Origin of the sequence: Paenibacillus sp. FSL R7-0312 (assembly GCF_038004445.1) — a bacterium.
Lineage (GTDB): Bacteria > Bacillota > Bacilli > Paenibacillales > Paenibacillaceae > Paenibacillus_AQ.
Genome location: NZ_JBBORE010000001.1, coordinates 5634921 through 5656044 on the forward strand (window position 1 = coordinate 5634921; position 21124 = coordinate 5656044).

Here is a 21124-nt window from a genome sequence, read left to right on the forward strand (position 1 = left end):
GTCATGCTATTCCGGTTAGAACATTAAGCCTTCCGCGTACTTCTCCCCTTCCAGCAGATCATATTCGATCAGGCGATAGTCATCCAGCAGCTCCTGCTGCCCGGGTGTCAATCCAGTCAGGATTCCGCTGCTGCCGGACCCGACCAGCACATTCTTGCTGAGGCCGGGGATTTCTTCCTGCACCTGCTCCAGCAGCTTGTAATAGGCAGGCAGCGGCTGGCCGGATAGTCTAAAGACGGTTGGGCCAAGGTAAGCCGGACTAAGTGTCCCCAGCGGCTCATTTCCGATATCATAGTTAGCCAGAATCAGCAGCTGCGTCTCGTGCTTCAATCTAGGCTCCTGATCCCAGCCGGCCTCTGTATAGATCCCGGCGGTCAGCGCCGGCAGATGGTCGCCCCAGAATACAGCAACGGTTGGACGTTCAATCGTCAGCAGCTCTTCCTGCAGATAAGCCAGTGCCTCGTCGGTCAGCTTAGTATCCTGCACGTAAGTCTCCAGTTCGTCCTTCTGCGCCGGCTGTCCGCCTTCTACGGTAATCGTGTTCGGTCCGTTCAGCCCTTTGGTGAACGGGAAATGATTCTGCATCGTCACCAGATGCAGGAAGGCCGGCCTCGACGCCGACTTAAGCTCGCGGACAGCCTCCTGTACAGCAGCCTTGTCGGATATATAGCCATCCGGGGTGAGGCGGTTAGCATCCGGCAGATCCTTTTCACTGATGAAGCTGTCAAAACCAAGTACCGGATAGACACGGTTGCGGTTATAGAAGGTCTCATCGAACGGATGCAGCGCCTGTGCATGGTAGCCCCGCGATTTTAGAATACTGACGATGGACGGCATTGAGGACATTTTGACAATCCGCTGTTGATAGGGAATGGTTCCGTCCCCAAGGAAATACATCGACAGCCCGGTCATGGCCTCGAATTCAACATTGGCTGTATTGCCGCCGAATTCCGGTGACAGCAAATAACCAGACGGAGTCTCATCCGCCGCCGTATGAATGAATTTCAGCGGATCTTCGCTTAAGGTATACCCCGGCAGACGCGTAGGGTCAAAGAAAGCCTCATCCATCATAAACAGTATATTCGGCTGTTCCCCGGGACTGGCTACCGCCGGTTCATCCGGCAATGCCGAATACTTAGCTGACACCGCTTCAACCGCTTCACGGCTGTACCCTTCGGGCTTCTCCAGCAGGCTCTGCCGCAAATTCCCGGCAAAAGCAAATATGAATCCGTTCTGCGAATAATTAACCTTCTGGTTCCAGAAGATGTTCTGGTAGTTCATAGCGGTAACAACAGACGAATGGCCCGACACAAGCACAAGAAAACCTGCGCTCAGCGCGACTGAGATTCCGCCCAGGCTTAAGCGTAAAGGCAGCTTGATTCTGTTCCTGGGCAACTTGCGGATCATGTACACCAGACCAACAGCCACTAATATTGCGGCTATTACCGCCAGCGGTGAGATCATTCCTTTGGTAATCTTGCTCATTTCACCGGCATTCTTGACCAGCATCAGATCCCATGGAAAAAGCGGCTCTCCTCGCGTGACAAGCTTCTGATAATCAGCTACACCCAGCATTAGACACATTAAACTGACAACTGCAGGCCCTGCATATGTATTAGGCAATATCACTGAACTTAAGAGCAGAATGAAGAAAAGGAACAGACCTCCCGCACCATACAGCCAAGGGTAACCGCGGGTCCACTGCAGAGCACCGGATATATTCATACTAAAGGATGCTGCCTGCAGGAAAAAATTCAGCACAAATCCCCCGGCCAGCAAGACTAACAGCAAATACGACAAACGTTTGGAAGGCAATAACCGCGACAAATGGATTCACTCCTAACTAGATTAAAGGAGTAGTATACGCCTTTTAGCTTAAAGCCGCCTTAAAATTCAGTATCCAAAAGAAGTACATCTTCGTATTATGCACCTCACAGCCTCCTCCATAATCCATGGATACGAGATTTCCAGCACGTTATTTCTGCAACAAAAAAGAGCAGCAAACTTCGCTGCTCTTTTTATATATTCTTCAAAACTATATAGCTTGAACTTGAAAATATACAATGAGGGTGGAGTGGCGGAAGAGAAGTTTGAACTGTAGGAGCGATAGCGTCCGCCTTTAGGTTTGTATTTCTACTGCGAACAGCAGTTTAAATCAGGAAATACAAACCTAACAGTGGCCGGAAGTCAAACATTCTCTGCAGCCTCGGCTAATCCCTACAGTGGAATTTTCCCGGTTCAATCTATTTCCCCCTACTTCACATATAGGCGGCTAGTCTCCTCCCAATACTCCCCTGGCTCCAGACCAAACAATCCGATGTCATCGGCACGAAGATCTACCTTCGGTGCATTCACCAGGTTGATTTGCGGCTCCGGACAGAAGAACCCTTCGGTAGCTCCGTTGTTCCAGATCATCCACTGCTTATAGGAGGTTCCCACATCATACACCAGGGTAACGCCGGCTTTGCTGTCGGTAAGCTCCATACGGTTGCGGCCATTCTGGGCTACAGCGGTATAGTGGTTATCCATTGGCGCATAGAACGGATACAAGCCCTCATCACGCAGTGCCACTTCATCCGCAGTCAGCTCCTGGAATTTGCCGGTCGGCAGCATCCGGTCGCTAAGCTCCCAGCGCTCGCCGATGGTCAGCTTCACACGGTAATCCTGCGGCGTGCTGCCTGGTGCGAACGGAGCATTAATGGCAGTATGGAACGCCAGCAGACAAGGCATCAGCTCTGCGCCGTCATTATGAACCAGCAGTTGCTGGGACAGGCCGCCTTCTCCCAGAGTATAACGCAGCTTGACGGTGTATTTGAACGGCAGATATTGATAAGAAGGATGATTCTCATCCACCTTGATCGCTACAGTGACGAAGCTTTCGCTTTTGCCGCTGCCGAATTCTTCGACCTCCCAGGCTGCTGTATGTAGGAACCCGTGCAGATGGTTACCCGTCTTAGCCTCATTTACCGGAAAACGGTAGGTTTGTCCATTCCACGGGAACTCTCCATCCTCATATCGGTTCGGCGGGAACAATACAGGGATGCCGTGAATCCCGGGGTTTGCCTTGAATGCTTCCATTTCCTCTGAGCCCGGCTCATGCAGGAAACGGTAACCGCTCTCAGTATCACGGAAGCAGATCAGGTTGCCTCCGATGCCCGGCAGAACTGCGGCCTCATAACGTCCAGCTTTGAGCCAGACTGCGGCCTCTCCCTCATATTGTCCTTCAAATGCAGTAATCGACATAATAACTTTAAACTCCCTTCCATAAACTCATAATGACTCTCTCATAGATAGAGTACCACATCTGCCGGATTGGCAACATGCCAATTTTACAGCTGTTCCACTTCGACACTCATCACATGTTCAATTTTCTTCACATCATAATAGATTTCCGTAGCATAATCACGGTCTGGTGCGGAGATCACCATATCAATCATTTGTCTCCCGTCTTCGAGATCCTTGATCTTCATCCGCCGGATCGTCCGGCCGGTTTTACGTGTTTTGCGCTGCTCGGCAATGATATGGCGCTGCTCAATTTTCTGGATCACATCGGTTAGAATATAGTTCGGTTCCATGATGATCTTAATCGATATCTCATGTTTGTTCAGCACCTCCGGGCCAATGGCTTTAATTAGCAGGGGCACTGCATTTACTGCGAACATAAGCAGCACAACTGCATAACCCGCTTCTACATAGAATCCCGCGCCGACCGCAATCCCGATACCGGAAGCCGTCCAGATGAGCGCCGCAGATGTGAGTCCCGATATCGCATCTCCCCCTCTGCGCAGAATGACGCCCGCCCCGAGAAAACCGATCCCGCTGACAATCTGCGCCGCCAGACGCATCGGGTCCATATTGGGATGATCTGTACCGCCGAACTTGTCATAAGCATGGATCGAGACCAGCGTTACCAGGCAGCTGGCGATGCTAATGACCATACTGGTCCGGATTCCCAGCGGTTTCTGTTTCAATTGCCGGTCAATCCCGATGAACAGCCCGAACAGCATGGCCACAAGCAGCTTCACAATCGACTCCGTGTGCAAATCAATATTCATAGTTGTCCTCCTCTCCGTGACAGATAGAATCAGTATACCTGAAAAGCACTGCAATCTTTACAGTAATTTTTCGCAAGCAGATTTAAAAGAAAAAACGGACGTCTGCACCTCTGTACCCGGTCATCAATCAGTACCTGATGAGCTCCGGCAAAGGGACAACGCCCGCTTGTAGTAAAAGGCTGTACTCCATACATTATATGAGTGGAAAGGTACGAATAGAAGAATCAGCCATGCAGCAGCGATTCTGCTCCATCACAGTAGATTTCCGTTCCTGTAATATGATCCGAATCCGCAGAAGCCAGGAACAGCGCCAGCTTGGCTACCTGATCAGGACGCCCGGGTCCCTTCTCCAGCGGCTGTCCGCCATCCGGGAATTCAACCTCGATCTGCACTTCCTTAAGATCATCCGAAGGGTACGTATTGTCATCAATATTAGTGGTGATCGCACCAGGACAGATGGCGTTCACGCGGATTTTGAACTGGGCCAGCTCCAGCGCCGCCATTTTCATAAAAGCGACCTGCCCGGCCTTCGTTGTGCTATATGCTGAGAATCCGATGTTGGAGAATACACGGTTACCGTTGATGGAGCTGTTGATCAGGATGCTGCCGCCCTGCTCCTTCAAATGGGGGATGGCATATTTGACCGTAGCGAACGTACCGCGGAGATTGATCTGTATGGTCTGGTCCCAGGACTCAATATCCATTGTCTCAATTGGTGTCATCGCTCCGTTAATCCCGGCATTCGCAAACACGATGTCAAGCTTCCCCCACTTGGCAACAACCTGCTTCACGGCGTCCTCCACCTGCTGCGGCTCAGCGATGTCGCATTCGAACACAGCGGCTTCTCCGCCTTCCTGCACCACCTGACGTGCAACCTTCTCTGCGTTCTCCACGGTCCGGTCCAGAAGAGCCACCTTAGCTCCATTTCTGGCGAACTCCAGCACCGTGGCCCGGCCGATGCCCGATCCGCCTCCGGTTACGATTGCTACTTTGCCTTCCAGCTTCTTAGTGTTCATATGTGTAGTTTCCTCCTATGGTCATTGTTGTTCAAAATCAAGTTCTTTCGTTAAATATACCTCCCATACCGCTTGGTGAATCGGCTGGCCCTGCTGTTTTGACAAAGCATATTTGGGGATATAATTTAAGAGGCTCTAATGAAATTGACTTTAGACATGCTTTTATTTTCTACACAGAGGAGATTATTACTCATGATGAATCATAATGAAGGGATCCGTGATCAGATCTGCGCTGCGGTCTCCGGCCTCTCGTCCGAGACCCTGAACCGGAAGCCTGAAGGCAAATGGTCAGCTGTGTTTCATCGGCATTTATGAAGAACGTCATCTGACTCAACTGAAGGAAGCCCTGGACGGATTTAACCGAATCCTCTTCACCATTAAAGAGTAAAGACACAACAATAAAGGCTTGAGCAGCTGTCCATTTAACAGACAGCACTCAAGCCTTCACCAGGTTCGATACCTGCTTATCCCAGCATCATCCGGTCATCCGCCAGCTTATGGCCGCTAATGGCTTCGAATTCACCAAGCAGCCGCTCTACCGTCAGATCCTTCTTGCGGGATTCATCAAAATCGAGAATGATCGACCCCTTGTCCATCATAATCAGCCGGTTGCCTAAACGGATAGCCTGATCCATGTTGTGGGTGACCATCAGTGTAGTCAGCTTCATCTCACGGACAATGGATTCCGTAAGCTTCGTGATCAGTTCAGCGCGCGAAGGGTCCAGCGCAGCTGTATGCTCATCCAGCAGCAGAATCTGCGGCTGGGTGAAGGTCGCCATCAGCAGGCTAAGCGCCTGCCGCTCGCCTCCGGAGAGCAGCCCTACCTTAGCGCGCAGCCGGTTCTCCAGGCCAATGCCCAGCTTGCTGAGCTGCTCCCGGAACAGCGTGCGTCTGGCCGCATTCACTCCGAAGGACAGCCCGCGGCTCTGACCCCGCTTATAAGCCATGGCCAGGTTCTCCTCAATGGTCATATGAGGCGCTGTACCAGCCATCGGGTCCTGGAAGACACGGCCGATCCAGCGTGCGCGCTGGTACTCGGCCAGATTGCTGATCGAGCTGCCTTCAATGCGCGCTTCACCGAGATCCGGCTTCATGACACCGGATATAATATTCATCAGTGTCGATTTACCGGCCCCGTTGCTGCCAATAATCGTCACGAAATCTCCGGCGCTCAGCTCCAGATCTATACCCAGCAGGGCAATCTTCTCGTCAGGGGAACCCGGGTTGAACAGCTTGGATACATTATCAAGCTTTAGCATCGGCTGCCCCTCCTTTCTTGCTGCTGCGGGTCAGCTCCGCAAGCTCTTCAGTCCGTCTGCGGGCCATCGTCTTCTGCTTCAGGAACCGCTGAACAGACGGGAAGACGAGGGCGATGATAACGATAATAGCCGTAATCAGCTTGAGATCCGAAGCCTTGAGCCATGGCACCCGCAGAGCCAGCGCCACAACGATCCGGTAGACGATGGAGCCGAGCACTACAGCCAATGTAGCGCGGAAGACGTTACCCGCACCGAATATCGCTTCCCCGATAATTACCGAAGCCAGCCCGATAACAATCATGCCTATACCCATGGATGAATCGGCAAATGTAGAATATTGAGCGATCAGTGCACCCGAGAGGGCCACCATTCCGTTCGCCAGACTGATACCGAGAATCGTCGTAGTATCCGTATTGACCCCGAAGCTGCGGATCATCCGGGAATTATCTCCTGTTGCACGCAGGGCAAGTCCAAGGTCTGTACGCAGGAACAGATCCATCAGGATCTTGACCAGCAGAACCACAAAGGGCATAACCAACAGAGGATTAATAGAGCTGAAAAGAGATACCTCACCCATTAAGGAAACATTCGGCCGCACGAGAATCCGCAGATTGATGGAATATAGCGCAATCATCATCAGAATCCCGGATAGCAGGCCGTTGATCTTCCCTTTAGTGTGCAGCAGTCCTGTACACATGCCTGCAGCCATCCCTCCGAGCAGGGCACATACTGTTGCCAGCAGCGGAGAATATCCGTGGGTTATCATGACCGCGGCAATCGCGCCGCCGGTGGTGAAGCTCCCGTCTACAGTTAAATCCGGAAAATCAAGAATACGAAATGTAATATACACCCCGAGTGCCATAAAAGCGTACAGCAGGCCCATTTCCAGGGCGCCGATTAATGAACTATACATAGATGACTTCCTCCCTCAAGCGGCAAAGGGCGCCCGCATTGGGAACGCCCCCTTATGATATCTGTATGTTATTGAATAATGTTATTGTCAGGATCTGCAACTTCAGCCTTCATAGCATCGGTTACTTCAATGCCCTGAGCTGCTGCCGCTTTGAGGTTAAGAATGAGATCCAGCTTCTCTTGCATCGTTACCTTCATATCACCCGGGCTTGTACCGTTCTTAAGCACTTCCACTGCCATTTCGCCAACCTGGTAGCCATGATCATAATATTTGAAGCCTACAGTTGCAAAAGCACCCTTCTCCACCGTATCACGGTCTGCAGAGAAGAACGGAAGCTTGTTGTCATTGGCAGTCTGAATGATTGTATCCACACCGCTTACAACAGAGTTATCAAGTGTAATGTAGAGGGCATCCACACGTCCAACGAGGGACTCAGCAGCCTGCTTCACTTCCGATGTATTCGTGATCGCCGCCTTGACCAGCTCAATACCGTGCTTGTCCAGCTCTTCCTTGGCAATATCCGCCATAACTACTGCGTTAGGTTCACCTTCATTAATGACAAGTCCCAGCTTCTTCACATCCGCAAACTGCGTTGCGATGAAATTCATCAGACGCGTAATCGATTCTGGATTCGTATCGGATGCGCCGGAGACATTGCCGCCGGGATGATCCAGGTCGCTTACAAGTTTGGCATCCAGCGGGTCAGTGACTGCCGCGAACAGAATTGGTGTGTCCTTGTTTACATTCTGCACGACCGATTGAGCGGAAGGAGTGGCGATGGCCAGTACCAGGTCATTTTTGTCGCCGGCAATCTTCTGGGCAATGGACAGGTTATTTGCCTGATCCGCCTGGGCATTCTCCAGGTCTACCGTCAAATTCTCGCCTTCCACGATTCCGGCGTCCTTCAGTGCCGCCAGGAAGCCTTCCCGTGTTGCATCCAGCGACGGATGTTCTACATACTGTGAGATGGCAATCGTATAGGATTTGGTCTCCGCAGAACCGGTGTCTGCCGGAGCGCTGGTTGCGTTTGCCGGAGTATTTCCTGCATTGGCTCCATTATTTACGGCTGCATTATTGTTACCGCAACCTGCTGCTACCAGCATCAAGGACATACTCAGGCCAAGCCAAATGTTCTTTCTCTTCATCAGATAACCCCTCTTCTTTTACGGATTCAGCGCGCGAACCTGGGTTAGCGGTTCAGCAGTATCGCTTTCATCTTTGAAAGCATTAAAGCAAAAGCCCGCACCATTTCCGCATCCACTGCCGCAATCTATTAAACATATATTATATGTAGGTTGATTTTCCGTCAATCATTTATCACGGCTCCATATTTTACAAAAAACGCACAATGGGCTGATGTTTCGACAAGAACAAGCCTGTTGCTCTTGACATTGATTGCTAAACCCTTATCCACATAAAAAAAGCCGCCCTGCACAAACTTTACTTAAAGTTTGAAGATGGAGCGTGCCAAATGCCAATAAACAACGCATACAAAACTGCGGCCACAGCCGCACTGCTTACTGCCGTCATTCTTGGCTCAACCGCCTGCAGCTATTCCAGCAAGGACGATACCCCGAAGGGGAATTCGGTTACGCCAACCGGAACATTTGCCGGGAGCTACTATGAGAAGAATGCCATCACGGACAAAGAAGGCAAGTATTGGATTCCGCTGAAGCCGGCCGCTGCCTCCATAGGATACAGAATGAAAGACGACACCTCAAGCGGAGGATATACCAAGCTGGGCTACAGCGATGTAATGTACATGCTCCGTCCGGATTCCAGCCAGGTTTTCTCCCTGGGGGAGAAGATCACCCTGCCGGATGTTCCTATCCGCCGCGAAGGTCAAATCTACATCACGCCTAATGCATTGTCCAAGCTGCTGCAGACCGAGGTTGGCTGGAATCCAAGCACCGGAGAGATCAATATTGCTGCCCCCTCTGACAGGGATACTACTGCCAATACTGGTGCAGGTGAAGCAGCTAAGCCGCTGCGGATCCAGAGTGTCTCCAATGTGGATACCGGTGAACTAATCGCCTATGCCAAGAAGTATCTCGGCGTACCCTACGATTTCGGTGCCGGACCTTATGAGGAGACCAAACGGTTTGACTGCTCATCCTTCACCCGTCATGTATTTAAGAAATTTGGTGTCGATCTCCCTCGGCTGGCCAAAGATCAGGATAATATCGGCAGACGCATATCAAGAAGCGAGCTGGAGCCCGGGGATTTAATTTTCTTCACGGTACCCGGCCGATTCGAGAGCGACGCCATTCCCGGTCATGTAGGCATCTACATGGGGGGCGGCAGTTTCATTCATACTTGGGGCGATCCCGGAGTACAGATCAGTGACCTGGACAGCGGGTACTGGAGTAATGTTATTCTGCACATGCAGCGGGTGTTATAATCCCCTAAATATAACAAATGCAAGGAAGGTTACGGGCTTCTGCCGAAGCGCCGTACCACCTTGCATTTTTTTATGCCACCGCCATTGTCCGGCAGTATACTATTCCCAGTTCTTACTGCGCCCGCTTAAGCGGAGAATCAGCTTCACCAGCTCCACAATCACCACTATCGCCACTGCAGCCCCGCAGACAATTCCCCACTGCAGACCGCTCAGATGCTCCACTCCGAACCATTCATTCAGCCCGGGAATGATAATAACCAGCACCAGCAGAAGTCCCGAGATGACCGAAGCCCCCAGCATGTAGCGGTTGCTGAACAAGCCGATCTGGAACAATGACTTGGTATTGGATCTGACATTGAAAGCATGGGTAAGCTGCAGCAGTCCCAACGTCGCAAAGGCCATCGTGACTGCAACACCTTCGTCGTAATGGGTATGTGCCCAGTAATACACCAGCAGGGTCAGTGCCGCCTCAAGCAGCCCTTGATAGATGATTCCAATCCCCACGCCTCCGGCAAAAATACTGCTGCTCGATTTACGCGGCTTCTTCGACATCACATCATTATCCGCTTTTTCCAGTCCGAGCGCGAGCGCCGGCAGGGTATCTGTGACCAGATTAATCCACAGGATATGAATCGGTTCAAGAATCCGCCAGCCGATCAGTGTCGCAATGAACAGGGTCACCACTTCCCCCAAATTGGCCGACAGCAGGAACTGGATCGCTTTGCGGATGTTGCTGTATACCTTGCGGCCTTCTTCGACAGCAACGACAATCGTAGTGAAATTATCATCGGCCAGTACCATGTCGGATACGCCTTTGGCCACATCTGTTCCTGTGATGCCCATACCAACACCGATATCCGCTGATTTCAGCGCAGGCGCATCATTAACTCCGTCACCTGTCATAGCAACGATTTTGCCCATTTGTCTCCAGGCCTTGACGATCCGCACCTTATGCTCAGGTGATACACGGGCGTACACGGAATAATCGGCCACTCTTGTGGCAAAATCCGCCTCGCTGATCTGATCCAGCTCGCGGCCGGTCAGCACTGCCTTGTCATCGTCGATGATTCCAAGCCGCTTAGCAATGGCGGCAGCCGTGTCCCGGTGGTCCCCGGTGATCATCACCGGACGGATGCCCGCCCGTCTGCACACGGCAACCGCATCCCGGACCTCCTCGCGCGGCGGATCGATCATCCCGGTCAGGCCGATGAACACCAGATCCTTCTCCGTCCCCTCCGGCGAAGGATCGGAGGGCTGCTCTGCATGGTCGCGGTAAGCAAACGCCAACACCCGCAGCGCTTCGTCTGCCAGACTTTTGTTGCTGGCTGTGATCCGGCTGATATGCGCCTCCGTCAAGGGCACCACGGTGCCGTTCTCTTGAATATGGCTGCATTTGGACACCAGTACATCCGGCGCTCCCTTGGTTAGCACCCGGAACTCACCGTTATCCAGCTTATGAATCGTCGTCATCAGCTTTCGGTCCGAATCAAAAGGCAGCTCATTCACCCGCGGATAACGCTGCTCCAGCTCCCGTTTGTCTGTCCCGATGCTGAGTGCGAAGTCAACCAGCGCCGTTTCGGTAGGGTCGCCGATAATGGCTTTACCGCTCCTTGTCCCGCCTGCTAAACCAGGCTTCACCTCTGCCCGGGCCCCATCCGAAGCTTTATCTGCAGCACTTTTGCCTTCGTCTATGCTGGAATCATTGCACAGGGTCATCGCTTGCAGTAGCAAATCACCGCCCGGCGTATCGTTAAGCTTCGAATCGGCCTCGACCGTCTCTCCGCCAACATACAGCTTTTCAACGGTCATCTTGTTAAGTGTTAATGTGCCCGTCTTGTCAGAGCAGATAATCTCCGTACTGCCCAGTGTCTCCACAGCAGGCAGTTTGCGGATAATTGCCTTACGCTTAGCCATCCGCTGCACGCCTAGCGCCAGAATGATGGTTACGATGGCCGGAAGACCTTCCGGAATCGCCGCTACTGCAAGTGAGATGGAGGTCAGCAGCATATCAAGCAGCTCTCTGCCCTCCAACCAGCCGACCACGAAGATAACGACACAGACACCCAGGATAATGAAGGTGAAATATTTTCCAAGCTCATCTAGCTTTTTCTGCAATGGGGTAACTTCATTCTCCGCCTCGGAGATGTATCCGGCGATCCGGCCCACTTCGGTATGCATCCCCGTAGCCGTTACCACACCCACACCCCGTCCATAGGTTACGCTGCTGCTCATATAAGCCATATTCGTCCGGTCACCGATCACAAGATCGTTGCCTTCCAGCACTCCCGATTGCTTATCCGAGGGCAGTGATTCACCGGTCAGCGCCGCCTCCTCGGTCTTCAGTGACGCCGCTTCGAGCAGACGTAGATCAGCGGGCACCACGTTGCCGGCTTCCAGCAGCACAATATCGCCAGGCACCAGCTCCTCGCTTTTGATCTCTGTGACCTGTCCGCCCCGGCGGACTCTCGCCTGCGGAGAGGACATGCTTTTGAGAGCCTCCAGCGCCTGCTCCGCTTTGTTCTCCTGGATGACGCCCAGCACGGCATTCAGGATCACCACCAGCAAAATGATAACGGTATCCGTCCACTCTCCAAGGATTCCCGAGAGTACGGCAGCCGCCAGCAGGATGAAAATCATTACATTCTTGAATTGCTCAATGAATTTGGCCAGCAGCGATTTAGACTTGGCTTCCTGCAGCATGTTCTTGCCGTAATGTTCCAGTTGCCGTGCCGCTTCTTCTGCAGTCAGCCCTGCTTCCCTGCTCTCCAGCTGCTTTAGCACCTCAGCCGTATCCAGAGTATGGAACAGTACACCTTCTTTACTTTTGCTTTTAGTAGAATCTGAGTTCAAATCATCCGCTCCTTCTATAATTTATTTAGTTCAATCAAACCCTTATATGGAGTTTTACCCAAAAATAGCAGGAGAATTCTAAAAACATATGTATATTTATCAAAGGTTGCGCCTGCTCGAACGGGCGAATCCTTTGAACCGGGTCCCCTTGCTGGTCAGCTCCCCCCTGTCTCCCTCAACGATCAGACCATACGCTTTGGCCTTCACTTCCAGCTCCCTCCGGTTCCCGTCCTGGAATTCAAAGGTTACATAGTAGCTGGTGTGAGTACCCGCATGCCCTCTGCCGCCCCACACCTCCGCGCGTTTAGTAACTGCTGTCGCCACCCTCGACTCGAGCGGGCTGGCATTGTTGGTCATCCAGATCTTCAGGGCTCTGGTAATAGTGTAAGCAACAAAAACTGCGATCAGCAGCAGCACCAGTTGTAATAAATATGGCCCTTCGGAGAAGAAGCCGCGGGAGGAACTGGCTAAAGCCGAATTGAGAAATCCGTTAAAAATGCCCTCTATATGCAAATTAAACGCTCCTTTGGTAAAAATAATTATAAAATGTTCATTTTACTAGAGAATACGCGGTGTACCGGCTCTGGTTTCGTATTTTCATGAAATTCCCCCCCAAAAAAAAGTGCCGGAAATTTGGTCCTGCCCAGAATCATATGTTATGCTTTAACTACAATATACAGTAAGGAGGTGTTCTCTTGATGACATATCTAGCGCGCTTGTCCATTTCTAAGCTGCTGAAGGCGGCCTTCATACCGGTGCTTCTCCTGACATTTCTGGCTGCTTCTTCCCAACTGCTGAACGTACAGGAGGCTTCCGAAGTGCAGCATGCCAGACTGGAGCGTTATGAGCATAAAATGGCTCAGCCGGTCCGTGTGCACAGCACAACGTTCCATTACATTCCTTCCGCGCGGCTGGCCCATCCTGAGAACCTGCTGGCGCTTCATCCGGAAGCGTCCCTGCCTCTGCTCTGTGTGTCGTTTTTCCCCATCATTTACATCATTCTGAAGCGGCTGCTGCTGTATCCGCTGAAATGCACATCACACTTTATAAGGTAAAGGCTTTCCTAAATCCTTTGAGTGCACAACGCATTATCATTCAGGTTTCCTGCTGAAAGGAGGAAATCCATTGAAAATCAGATATAGAGGGGCTGCCCCCCTGCGCCCTTCCAGAATACTTCGCCTGCTCTCGGTTATAGGCGGGGGCTTGCTCGCTGCTGTAGGACTGGAACTGTTCCTGATGCCGCACAAGCTGCTGCCGGGCGGCATCGCCGGATTGTCTGCCCTGCTGTCTCATCTGACCGAAATGCGTCTTGGCTTATTTCTGTTCCTGCTCAACCTTCCGTTCATTCTAATGTCGCGCAGGCAGATTAATCTCCGGTTTGCCCTGTATACAATGCTTGGATTAATCTGTCTGACGGGGGGCTCGCTGGCCCTCCACCACTTCCCTGCCGCCACCAGCGAACCGTTGCCTGCTGCGATAGCCGGCGGACTGTGCCTGGGCTTTGGACTTGGCATCTCTGTCCGCTTCGGAGGCATTACCAGCGGAAGCGAGAAGCAGGGAGTCCGGCTGCTGAATGGCGGTCCGCCCAAATCTGCTGAAATGGTGATTATGCTGTTCAACTGTGCCATTCTGCTTTTTGGCGGTTCATTGTTTGGGTGGGATCAGGCGATGTACAGCATCATTGCTTACCTCCTGGCCTTTGAAGCCCTGCGCTTCTCGTTAAGAGACTTATCCCTCTCCCAGGCTGTCTGGATTACGAGCAGCAACTGTGAAGAGATCCGCCGCAGGCTCCAGCAGTCTCTTGACCGCGAAGTAAAACTCGTCAGGTCCACCGGTCCTGAGGGACAGCCGGGCACCGTCTTCTGCCTGGCTAGCAGGCTGGAGGAGGAGAAGCTGGCTTCCATCGTCCACGGATGCGACCAGGATAGTAAGATTGTCATTAACGCGGCCCGGAACAGCCGGATTTCTGCGCTCTTCCGTAATCACCCGCCAGGATGACCAAGGGTATTCACCGGACAGCTTCCAGCCCCTGATCAACCAAAAAGCGTTCCCGCATTTAGTTGCGGGAACGCTTTTTGGTTAGATCAGGCAAGGGCAGGCTCCGCCCTGTCAGCGGAACATTCCCCATAAGCGGATCAGGTGAAATGTGTTGCCCGGATCAATCTTCTGGGCAATCACAAATTTAACAATTTGCTCTTCCTGCGAGGACGTCAGCTTCTCATTCATCACTGCAGAAGCGTTGCGCACCAGTCTGCGCACAACGGCAGTGTCCTGCAGCTCTTGTTTGGAAATTCCGTTGATCATATTCTTGATGCGTTCCTTAACCGCCGGATTCTTCATCTTCAGCTTAATGCGATCCACCAGCGCAGGACTGATTCCGAATTGCTGATAACCCAAGCATAGCACCTCCCGTCATATCCAATCATTCACAGTATATGAGGGTTGGTCTCCGCATGTGCCTAATCAGTCAATTAAATCTCCCTGGAAAATTTGCTCCTGCTGCAGGTACCCGCGCAGCGGAGCATAATCCGCTGATGTCCAGAACGCGGCATCCCGCAGCAGCTCCGCAGCATCATCGCGCGCCAGCTCCAGCGTTTCGAAATCGGCTGTCATATCCGCCAACCTGAATTCCGGCAGCCCGCTCTGCTTCGTCCCGAAGAAATCCCCCGGTCCCCGCAGCTCCAGATCACGCCGGGACACCTCGAAGCCGTCGTCCGTATCCGTCATGGCCGTCATCCGCTCTCTGCCAATCTCAGATTTGGGATCTGCCATCAGCACGCAGTAGGAAGCATGCTCCCCTCTGCCAACCCGTCCGCGCAGCTGATGCAGCTGGGACAGGCCGAAGCGGTCGGCATCCATGATGATCATCAGCGTGGCATTCGGCACGTCCACCCCCACCTCTACGACCGTCGTAGAGACCAGCAGCTGCACTTCGTTGCTATAGAAGGCACGCATTACTTCATCCTTCTCCGCAGGTGTCATCCGCCCGTGAAGCAGCCCTACCTTGTATCCCGGGAAAGCCTGAGACATCTGAACATGCAGATCAATCGCATTCTGCACATCGAGCTTCTCCGACTCCTCAATGAGCGGACAAATCAGATAGGCCTGCCGGCCCTGGTCTATCTCGCGGCTGATCAGATTCAGCACCCGCTCCATCAGATCGGGCTTCACCCAGTAGGTCGTAATCGGTACGCGTCCCTTCGGCCGTTCCGACAGTGTAGACACATCCATGTCGCCAAAAACAGTGATCGCCAGCGTACGCGGAATCGGGGTTGCCGTCATCGTCAGCACATCCGGATTATAGCCCTTGCGCCGCAGGACGCTGCGCTGGTTCACCCCGAAGCGGTGCTGCTCATCCGTGACTACAAGCCCCAGACTGCGGAAGAAGACATCATCCTGTATTAACGCATGGGTTCCGACGACCACATCCAGCATTCCCAGCTGCAGGGAAGCCAGCAGATCCTTACGTTTGCGTCCGGTCACACTCCCGGTCAGCAGACCGACGGTTATACCAAACGGCTCAAACATCCTCGTAAGCGAGCGCATATGCTGCTCTGCCAGGATTTCAGTCGGCACCATCAGTGCCCCCTGGAACCCTGACCTTACAGTGGCATACAGTGCGATTGCCGCCAGCACGGTTTTGCCGGAGCCTACATCGCCTTGCAGTAGCCGGTTCATACAATGCCCTGAGCGCATGTCATGCAGAATCTCCAGCTCTACATGCTTCTGGGCGTCCGTCAGTTCAAACGGCAGGCTCCGCACAAACTGGCGAACTGTAGCGTTATCCACTGTATGGACCACACCGTCCATTCTGCCGCGGTTTAGTACACGGAAGGCCTGTACCTTGAGCTGGAACAAGAATAGCTCTTCATAGACCATCCTGCGCCTTCCCTGCTGACCTTCGCGTGTATCCTCCGGCTGATGGATAGTGGCAATCGCCTTTTTACGCGACATGAAATCATATTTGCGCATAATACTGTGCGGCAGTATTTCCGGAATCAGCTCTCCATACTGCTGCAGGGCCTGGCCTATGACTTTGCGGATCCATGACTGAGTGATCTTGCCGCCTACAGAGTACACCGGCTGCAAGGTTCCTGTCTTGCCTTCTCCCCGGTCCGGAAATTCATAATTGGTTACGGTAATCTGATTGCGTTTCTGGTCCCATTTCCCGGTTAATACTACTTCGCGGCCCACTGTCAGCTGCTCACGTGCATAATGCTGATTGAACCATGTTGCCGTGAACATCCACGGCTCGGCCACCATCTTGCAGCTCATACGTGATTTGCCCCCGAAGCGCTGCAGCACCGGAATGCCGATCACCTTAGCTACCAGGGTTGCTTTATCCCCATGCTTAACTTCACTAAGAGACTTAGGCCGGAAATCCTCATAACGGAACGGGTAGTATTCCAGCAAATCCTTCACTGTAAAGACGCCAAAGGCGTGAAGCTCACCTTGCTTTTGAGCGCTCACGCCAGTTATTTGTTTCACTTCAATGGATTCCAAAGCCAGCACCATGTTCATCCCCTATACTAGGCGGGCCAGATGAATACGGCTAAGGTCCCGTTGCCGACATGGCTGCCTACGACAGGTCCAATGTTGGTCAGTACCTTCTCTTCCAAGGTGAAATGCCCGGACAATTCCCTCAGGAATTCTTCGCCGGAAGCCGGTTCAGCCGTATGACCCACGGCCACATTGATTTTGTTCACACCCGGCAGATCCGCCTTGAACAGCTCGATCATGCGGGCAACTGCCTTCTTGCGGCCTCTAACCTTCTCTACCGCATAGATGATTCCTTCTGCATCGATCGACAGGATCGGCTTGATATTGAGCAGCGTACCCAGGATGGCGGACGCTTTGCCGATTCTGCCGCCCTTCTGGAGATATTCCAGCGTATCCACCAGGAAGTACAGCTTGCGCGACTTGCGCAGACTCTCTACCTGCTCCAGAATTTCCTCCGGCGCCTTACCCTGCCCGGCCAATCTAGCGGCTTCCACTACCATGAACCCGAATCCGTAGGAAGCGGACAGGGAGTCAACCACGGTGACCGACTCCCCTTCCTCTTCCAGCATGGATTTGGCCAGGACAGCAGATTGATAGGTTCCGCTAAGTCCGGAGGAGATATGGAAGGACAGGATCGGACTGCCCGGATAACGTTCCTGAATGCTGCGGTACACGTTCATATATTCGACCGGCGACGGCTGTGAGGTGGTCGGCAACTGCGGCGAGCGGGGAAGACGCTCATAGAACTGCTCCGGAGTCATATCCAGATTATCCCGGAAAGCCTCTTCGCCGAACATCAGTGTCAGCGGAACGACTTCAATGCCGTACTGATCCGCCAAGGCAGGCGGGATATCGGAAGTGCTGTCGGTAACGATTACGGTACGATTCATGGATTTCCTCCCCATACTATGATTAGCTGATCCACTCTGCTTGCTTAGGTCTAAGATGTCTATGGCTCCACTGAGAAAAGATAGTAATACAGCGGCTGGCCTCCATCATGAACTTCTACTTCAACCTGCGGATACGTTTCTTCCAGCCATGTGCTGAGGGAATCTGTAACGTCTGCTTCGGTATCTGCACCTGTCAGCACCGTTACAATCTCGTCACCGTTCACCAGCATGCTAGCCAGCAGCTGCTTGCTTACAGCAAGCAGTTCATCGGCGGCAGCAACGATCTTGGAGTTCGAGATTCCGATATACTGCCCGGCTTTGATCTCCAGCTCTTCAATGACTGTATCCCGCACGGCATTGGTAACCTGTCCCGATTTGACCTGTGCGATTGCCTCCAGTATATTGCTCGTGTTGGCATCTACCGCTTCCTCTTCCTGGAAAGCAAAGGCGGCCGAGATTCCCTGGGGAATACTCTTGCTAGGGATAACCGTGATGTCACGTTCGCCTTCCAGCAGCTCCTTGGCCTGCTGCGCAGCCAGTACTATATTGGAGTTATTCGGCAAAATGTAGATATGCTTCGCTGAAATAGAAGAAATCGCATTAACGAAATCCTCCGTGCTCGGGTTCATCGTCTGGCCGCCGGCCAGGATGGCATCCACGCCAAGGCTGCGGAAGATATCAGAGATTCCATCTCCCGAAGAGACTGCGATGAAGCCGTATGGCGCCAGATCATCCGCAGGAGGAACTGCCGGCGACTGTATGCTGGCCTTCTCTTCCGGAATATCGGCGAATACATCCGGCATTGGAGCAATATCCATTCCGGCTGTCAACAGATCGCGGTGCTGCTCACGCATATTAAGAATGTGAATCTGTGTGATCTCACCATGCAGCAGCGCCAGGTTAAGCACCTCGCCGGGAGTCTTCGAGTGCACATGCACCTTGATGGTCTCATCATCCGAAATTACGATGATGGAGTCACCGTTAACTGACAACGCTTTCCGAAAAACTTCCTCATCAAAATCTGATTTCACAGATGCGCCAAGCTGGCGGTTGATGAAAAATTCCATATCATATAAAAATTCGATGTCTTCCGTAGAAAGCTGGGATTGGGCGGAAGACTGTACGGAGGACAATACGTTCTCAGGTTTAGTCAGTACTGCTGCAGGAATTGGTGCAGGAACTGAGGCTTGTCCTTGTACAGGTGTCTGTACAGCGGCTGATCCGCTGGTCAGATACTGGTGGAAACCTTCATAGATGTAGACCAGACCCTGCCCGCCGGAATCCACAACACCGACCTGCTTGAGCACAGGCAGAAGTTCAGGTGTATTGGCTAGCGCTTCCTTGGCTTTGGCCAAAACCTCGGTCATCAGCTCAGTAACATCCGTTGTACGGCGCGCATAATACACTGCATGTCTCGCAGCTTCCTTGGCGACGGTAAGAATCGTGCCTTCAACCGGTTTAACCACTGCTTTGTAGGCTGTATCAACGCCAGTCTGCAGTGCTGCAGCGAACTGCTGCGTGTTCAATTCTTCATATTGGGCTGCATAACGTCCAAGACCTCTGAATAACTGCGACAAAATAACGCCGGAGTTCCCCCGCGCGCCCATCAAGAGTCCTTTGGAGAGTACTCCTGCACATTGGCCTACAGAGGCAGTATTATTTTTCTTCAATTCATTCGCGCCAGCGGTCATCGTCAAATTCATGTTTGTTCCCGTGTCTCCATCCGGAACCGGAAAAACATTTAAAGAATTGACATGCTCCGCATGCTGCTGCAGCTTTTCCGCACCGGCGAGTACCATTGCGGTAAAATCTGTCCCGTTTATAGAACGCTTACTCAATGAGAATTCCCCTTCCTAACTTCATGCCTAATCAATTCTATGATTAACTGGACATAATGCACTAATTTATATTGTACTATAAGAGTCTAAAGAAATAAATGTTTTTGAATCGGTTGACGTAGCAAATTTTGCTGTGATATTATATTTAAGTATTGTTTTACGCAGGTGTAAGTAACAAGGAGGTGTAATCTATGTCCCGCAAATGTACAGTAACAGGCAAGAAACCGGGCAGCGGCAACCACGTGTCTCACGCAAACAACCGCAACCGTCGCTCTTGGGGAGTTAACGTTCAGAAGGTCCGTATCCTAGTGAACGGCAAACCGAAACGCGTGTACGTCAGCACCCGTGCTTTGAAAGCCGGTAAAGTTGAACGCGTTTAGTCTTGGATTATCCTAGACCTAGCGATATCTCATATGAAGCAAAAAGCACCCTTTACATTCGTAAGGTGCTTTTTTTCATGTTTTCTGTTCTGCCTCGCTCAGCTCTTCTGAAAAGTGTTCAAAATCGCTTTAACAAAACCTCCCAAAAATCTTGGCAGCTTGAACGTGTAAAATTTCATGATTAACCCTCCCATCAATTCATGCCATGCAGTAGGAGACTATCCTGTCATGATGTGTATGCCAACGAACTGCAGACCTCCCTTATTGTACAAAAAAAGGCTACATGAGATTTCTGCTCATGTAACCATATTTATGCGGGTATAACTTGGCCTATACCTAAGCACTCCGGATTAAAGGACAGCACCATCCGCCGCCTCGCGGATCGCCCGGATTGCACCTGCACGGTCACTGCGTCCGAAGACCGCATTGCCCGCTACTAATACATCTGCCCCTGCTTGAGCCACGAGTGGCGCTGTAGCCTCGGCAATTCCTCCGTCCACCTCAATGCGCAGCCCCTTGTGATTCATCTCACCGGCCCATTCTCTTAGCTGTGTAATCTTATGCAGCGTACGCGGAATGAAGGCTTGTCCGCCAAATCCCGGATTCACTGTCATGACCAGCACCAGATCAACATCCTCGAGAACCTCACGCACAGCCGCTGCTGGAGTACCCGGATTAATCGCCACACCGGCCATCAGGCCGAGCTCCTTGATCTGATGAACCACCCGGTCCAGGTGTACACAAGCTTCGGCATGGACGGTAATTACAGCCGCCCCTGCGGCGGCAAAATCAGCAATATACCGTTCCGGATTCTCGATCATCAGATGAACATCCAGCGGCAAGGAAGTATGAGCCTTGACCGCTGCCACTATGGCAGGACCCAGGGTTATATTCGGCACAAAATGACCGTCCATCACATCTACATGAATCCAGTCTGCACCGCTGGCTTCGGCTTCCTTGACTTCTGCGCCAAGTGCGGCAAAATCTGCCGACAATATGGAAGGAGCAATAATAACCATGTG

At 52.2% G+C, this 21124-nt stretch carries 20 protein-coding genes; 5 read left to right on the forward strand and 15 right to left on the reverse strand.

What is annotated here, in order from left to right; translation table 11 throughout:
* Window positions 1-15: 15 nt before the first annotated feature.
* The 4 genes from MKX70_RS24835 to MKX70_RS24850 form a co-directional block, all read right to left on the reverse strand.
* A complete protein-coding gene (locus MKX70_RS24835; protein WP_340787245.1) occupies window positions 16-1827 on the reverse strand; it encodes an LTA synthase family protein in 1812 nt (603 codons plus the stop codon).
* Between the two features lie 426 nt (window positions 1828-2253).
* The gene (locus MKX70_RS24840) at window positions 2254-3243 is read right to left on the reverse strand and encodes an aldose 1-epimerase (protein ID WP_042235792.1); all 990 of its coding nucleotides are present in this window, start codon (window positions 3241-3243) and stop codon (window positions 2254-2256) included.
* 86 nt (window positions 3244-3329) lie between these two features.
* Window positions 3330-4055, reverse strand: a complete 726-nt coding sequence (locus tag MKX70_RS24845; RefSeq protein WP_039298052.1) for an MgtC/SapB family protein — start codon at window positions 4053-4055, stop codon at window positions 3330-3332.
* A 224-nt stretch (window positions 4056-4279) separates the two neighbouring features.
* Window positions 4280-5071, reverse strand: a complete 792-nt coding sequence (locus MKX70_RS24850) for an SDR family oxidoreductase (RefSeq protein WP_042235790.1) — start codon at window positions 5069-5071, stop codon at window positions 4280-4282.
* Window positions 5072-5263: 192 nt separating this feature from the next.
* On the opposite strand from MKX70_RS24850, the gene MKX70_RS24855 reads away from it, so the two are divergent.
* Window positions 5264-5386: a hypothetical protein gene (locus MKX70_RS24855; RefSeq protein WP_269322101.1), complete on the forward strand. Its 123-nt coding sequence runs from the start codon at window positions 5264-5266 to the stop codon at window positions 5384-5386.
* Window positions 5387-5535: 149 nt separating this feature from the next.
* On the opposite strand, the gene MKX70_RS24860 is transcribed toward MKX70_RS24855, so the two are convergent.
* The 3 genes from MKX70_RS24860 to MKX70_RS24870 form a co-directional block, all read right to left on the reverse strand.
* Window positions 5536-6330 carry an ABC transporter ATP-binding protein gene (locus MKX70_RS24860; RefSeq protein WP_039298046.1) on the reverse strand — a complete coding sequence of 265 codons (795 nt, stop codon included), beginning with the start codon at window positions 6328-6330 and terminating at the stop codon, window positions 5536-5538.
* Window positions 6317-7243: an ABC transporter permease gene (locus tag MKX70_RS24865; protein WP_042136618.1), complete on the reverse strand. Its 927-nt coding sequence runs from the start codon at window positions 7241-7243 to the stop codon at window positions 6317-6319. The genes MKX70_RS24860 and MKX70_RS24865 overlap by 14 nt, the downstream gene beginning before the upstream one ends.
* 68 nt (window positions 7244-7311) lie before the next feature.
* The gene (locus MKX70_RS24870) at window positions 7312-8388 is read right to left on the reverse strand and encodes an ABC transporter substrate-binding protein (protein ID WP_042235785.1); all 1077 of its coding nucleotides are present in this window, start codon (window positions 8386-8388) and stop codon (window positions 7312-7314) included.
* A gap of 326 nt (window positions 8389-8714) precedes the next feature.
* On the opposite strand from MKX70_RS24870, the gene MKX70_RS24875 reads away from it, so the two are divergent.
* A complete protein-coding gene (locus tag MKX70_RS24875) occupies window positions 8715-9644 on the forward strand; it encodes a C40 family peptidase (RefSeq protein ID WP_042235783.1) in 930 nt (309 codons plus the stop codon).
* A gap of 99 nt (window positions 9645-9743) precedes the next feature.
* Here the strand turns inward: MKX70_RS24875 and MKX70_RS24880 are convergent, their stop codons facing one another.
* A complete protein-coding gene (locus MKX70_RS24880) occupies window positions 9744-12452 on the reverse strand; it encodes a calcium-translocating P-type ATPase, SERCA-type (protein WP_042242388.1) in 2709 nt (902 codons plus the stop codon).
* A gap of 141 nt (window positions 12453-12593) precedes the next feature.
* Complete coding sequence (locus MKX70_RS24885) at window positions 12594-13007, reverse strand: DUF2500 domain-containing protein (RefSeq protein WP_231637855.1); 414 nt, start codon at window positions 13005-13007, stop codon at window positions 12594-12596.
* A 182-nt stretch (window positions 13008-13189) separates the two neighbouring features.
* Here MKX70_RS24885 and MKX70_RS24890 point away from each other — a divergent pair, with 182 nt between their 5' ends.
* Together MKX70_RS24890 and MKX70_RS24895 are read left to right on the forward strand one after the other, a co-directional pair.
* Window positions 13190-13549 carry a hypothetical protein gene (locus MKX70_RS24890; protein ID WP_340841066.1) on the forward strand — a complete coding sequence of 120 codons (360 nt, stop codon included), beginning with the start codon at window positions 13190-13192 and terminating at the stop codon, window positions 13547-13549.
* A 70-nt stretch (window positions 13550-13619) separates the two neighbouring features.
* Window positions 13620-14492 (forward strand): YitT family protein, encoded by an 873-nt coding sequence (locus MKX70_RS24895; protein WP_340841067.1) that lies wholly within the window; start codon window positions 13620-13622, stop codon window positions 14490-14492.
* 111 nt (window positions 14493-14603) lie between these two features.
* On the opposite strand, the gene MKX70_RS24900 is transcribed toward MKX70_RS24895, so the two are convergent.
* From MKX70_RS24900 to MKX70_RS24915, 4 genes are all read right to left on the reverse strand, one after another.
* Window positions 14604-14891: a stage VI sporulation protein F gene (locus MKX70_RS24900; protein WP_039298036.1), complete on the reverse strand. Its 288-nt coding sequence runs from the start codon at window positions 14889-14891 to the stop codon at window positions 14604-14606.
* A gap of 66 nt (window positions 14892-14957) precedes the next feature.
* Window positions 14958-17009: an ATP-dependent DNA helicase RecG gene (gene recG / locus MKX70_RS24905; protein WP_340841068.1), complete on the reverse strand. Its 2052-nt coding sequence runs from the start codon at window positions 17007-17009 to the stop codon at window positions 14958-14960.
* A gap of 14 nt (window positions 17010-17023) precedes the next feature.
* Window positions 17024-17884 carry a DegV family protein gene (locus tag MKX70_RS24910; protein WP_042235774.1) on the reverse strand — a complete coding sequence of 287 codons (861 nt, stop codon included), beginning with the start codon at window positions 17882-17884 and terminating at the stop codon, window positions 17024-17026.
* 59 nt (window positions 17885-17943) lie between these two features.
* Window positions 17944-19722 (reverse strand): DAK2 domain-containing protein, encoded by a 1779-nt coding sequence (locus tag MKX70_RS24915; RefSeq protein ID WP_340841069.1) that lies wholly within the window; start codon window positions 19720-19722, stop codon window positions 17944-17946.
* 191 nt (window positions 19723-19913) lie between these two features.
* Here MKX70_RS24915 and rpmB point away from each other — a divergent pair, with 191 nt between their 5' ends.
* Window positions 19914-20102 carry a 50S ribosomal protein L28 gene (gene rpmB / locus MKX70_RS24920; RefSeq protein ID WP_019911441.1) on the forward strand — a complete coding sequence of 63 codons (189 nt, stop codon included), beginning with the start codon at window positions 19914-19916 and terminating at the stop codon, window positions 20100-20102.
* Window positions 20103-20200: 98 nt separating this feature from the next.
* On the opposite strand, the gene spoVM is transcribed toward rpmB, so the two are convergent.
* Together spoVM and rpe are read right to left on the reverse strand one after the other, a co-directional pair.
* Complete coding sequence (gene spoVM / locus MKX70_RS24925) at window positions 20201-20281, reverse strand: stage V sporulation protein SpoVM (RefSeq protein WP_020431362.1); 81 nt, start codon at window positions 20279-20281, stop codon at window positions 20201-20203.
* Window positions 20282-20452: 171 nt separating this feature from the next.
* Complete coding sequence (gene rpe / locus MKX70_RS24930) at window positions 20453-21121, reverse strand: ribulose-phosphate 3-epimerase (RefSeq protein WP_042235769.1); 669 nt, start codon at window positions 21119-21121, stop codon at window positions 20453-20455.
* Window positions 21122-21124: the final 3 nt, after the last annotated feature.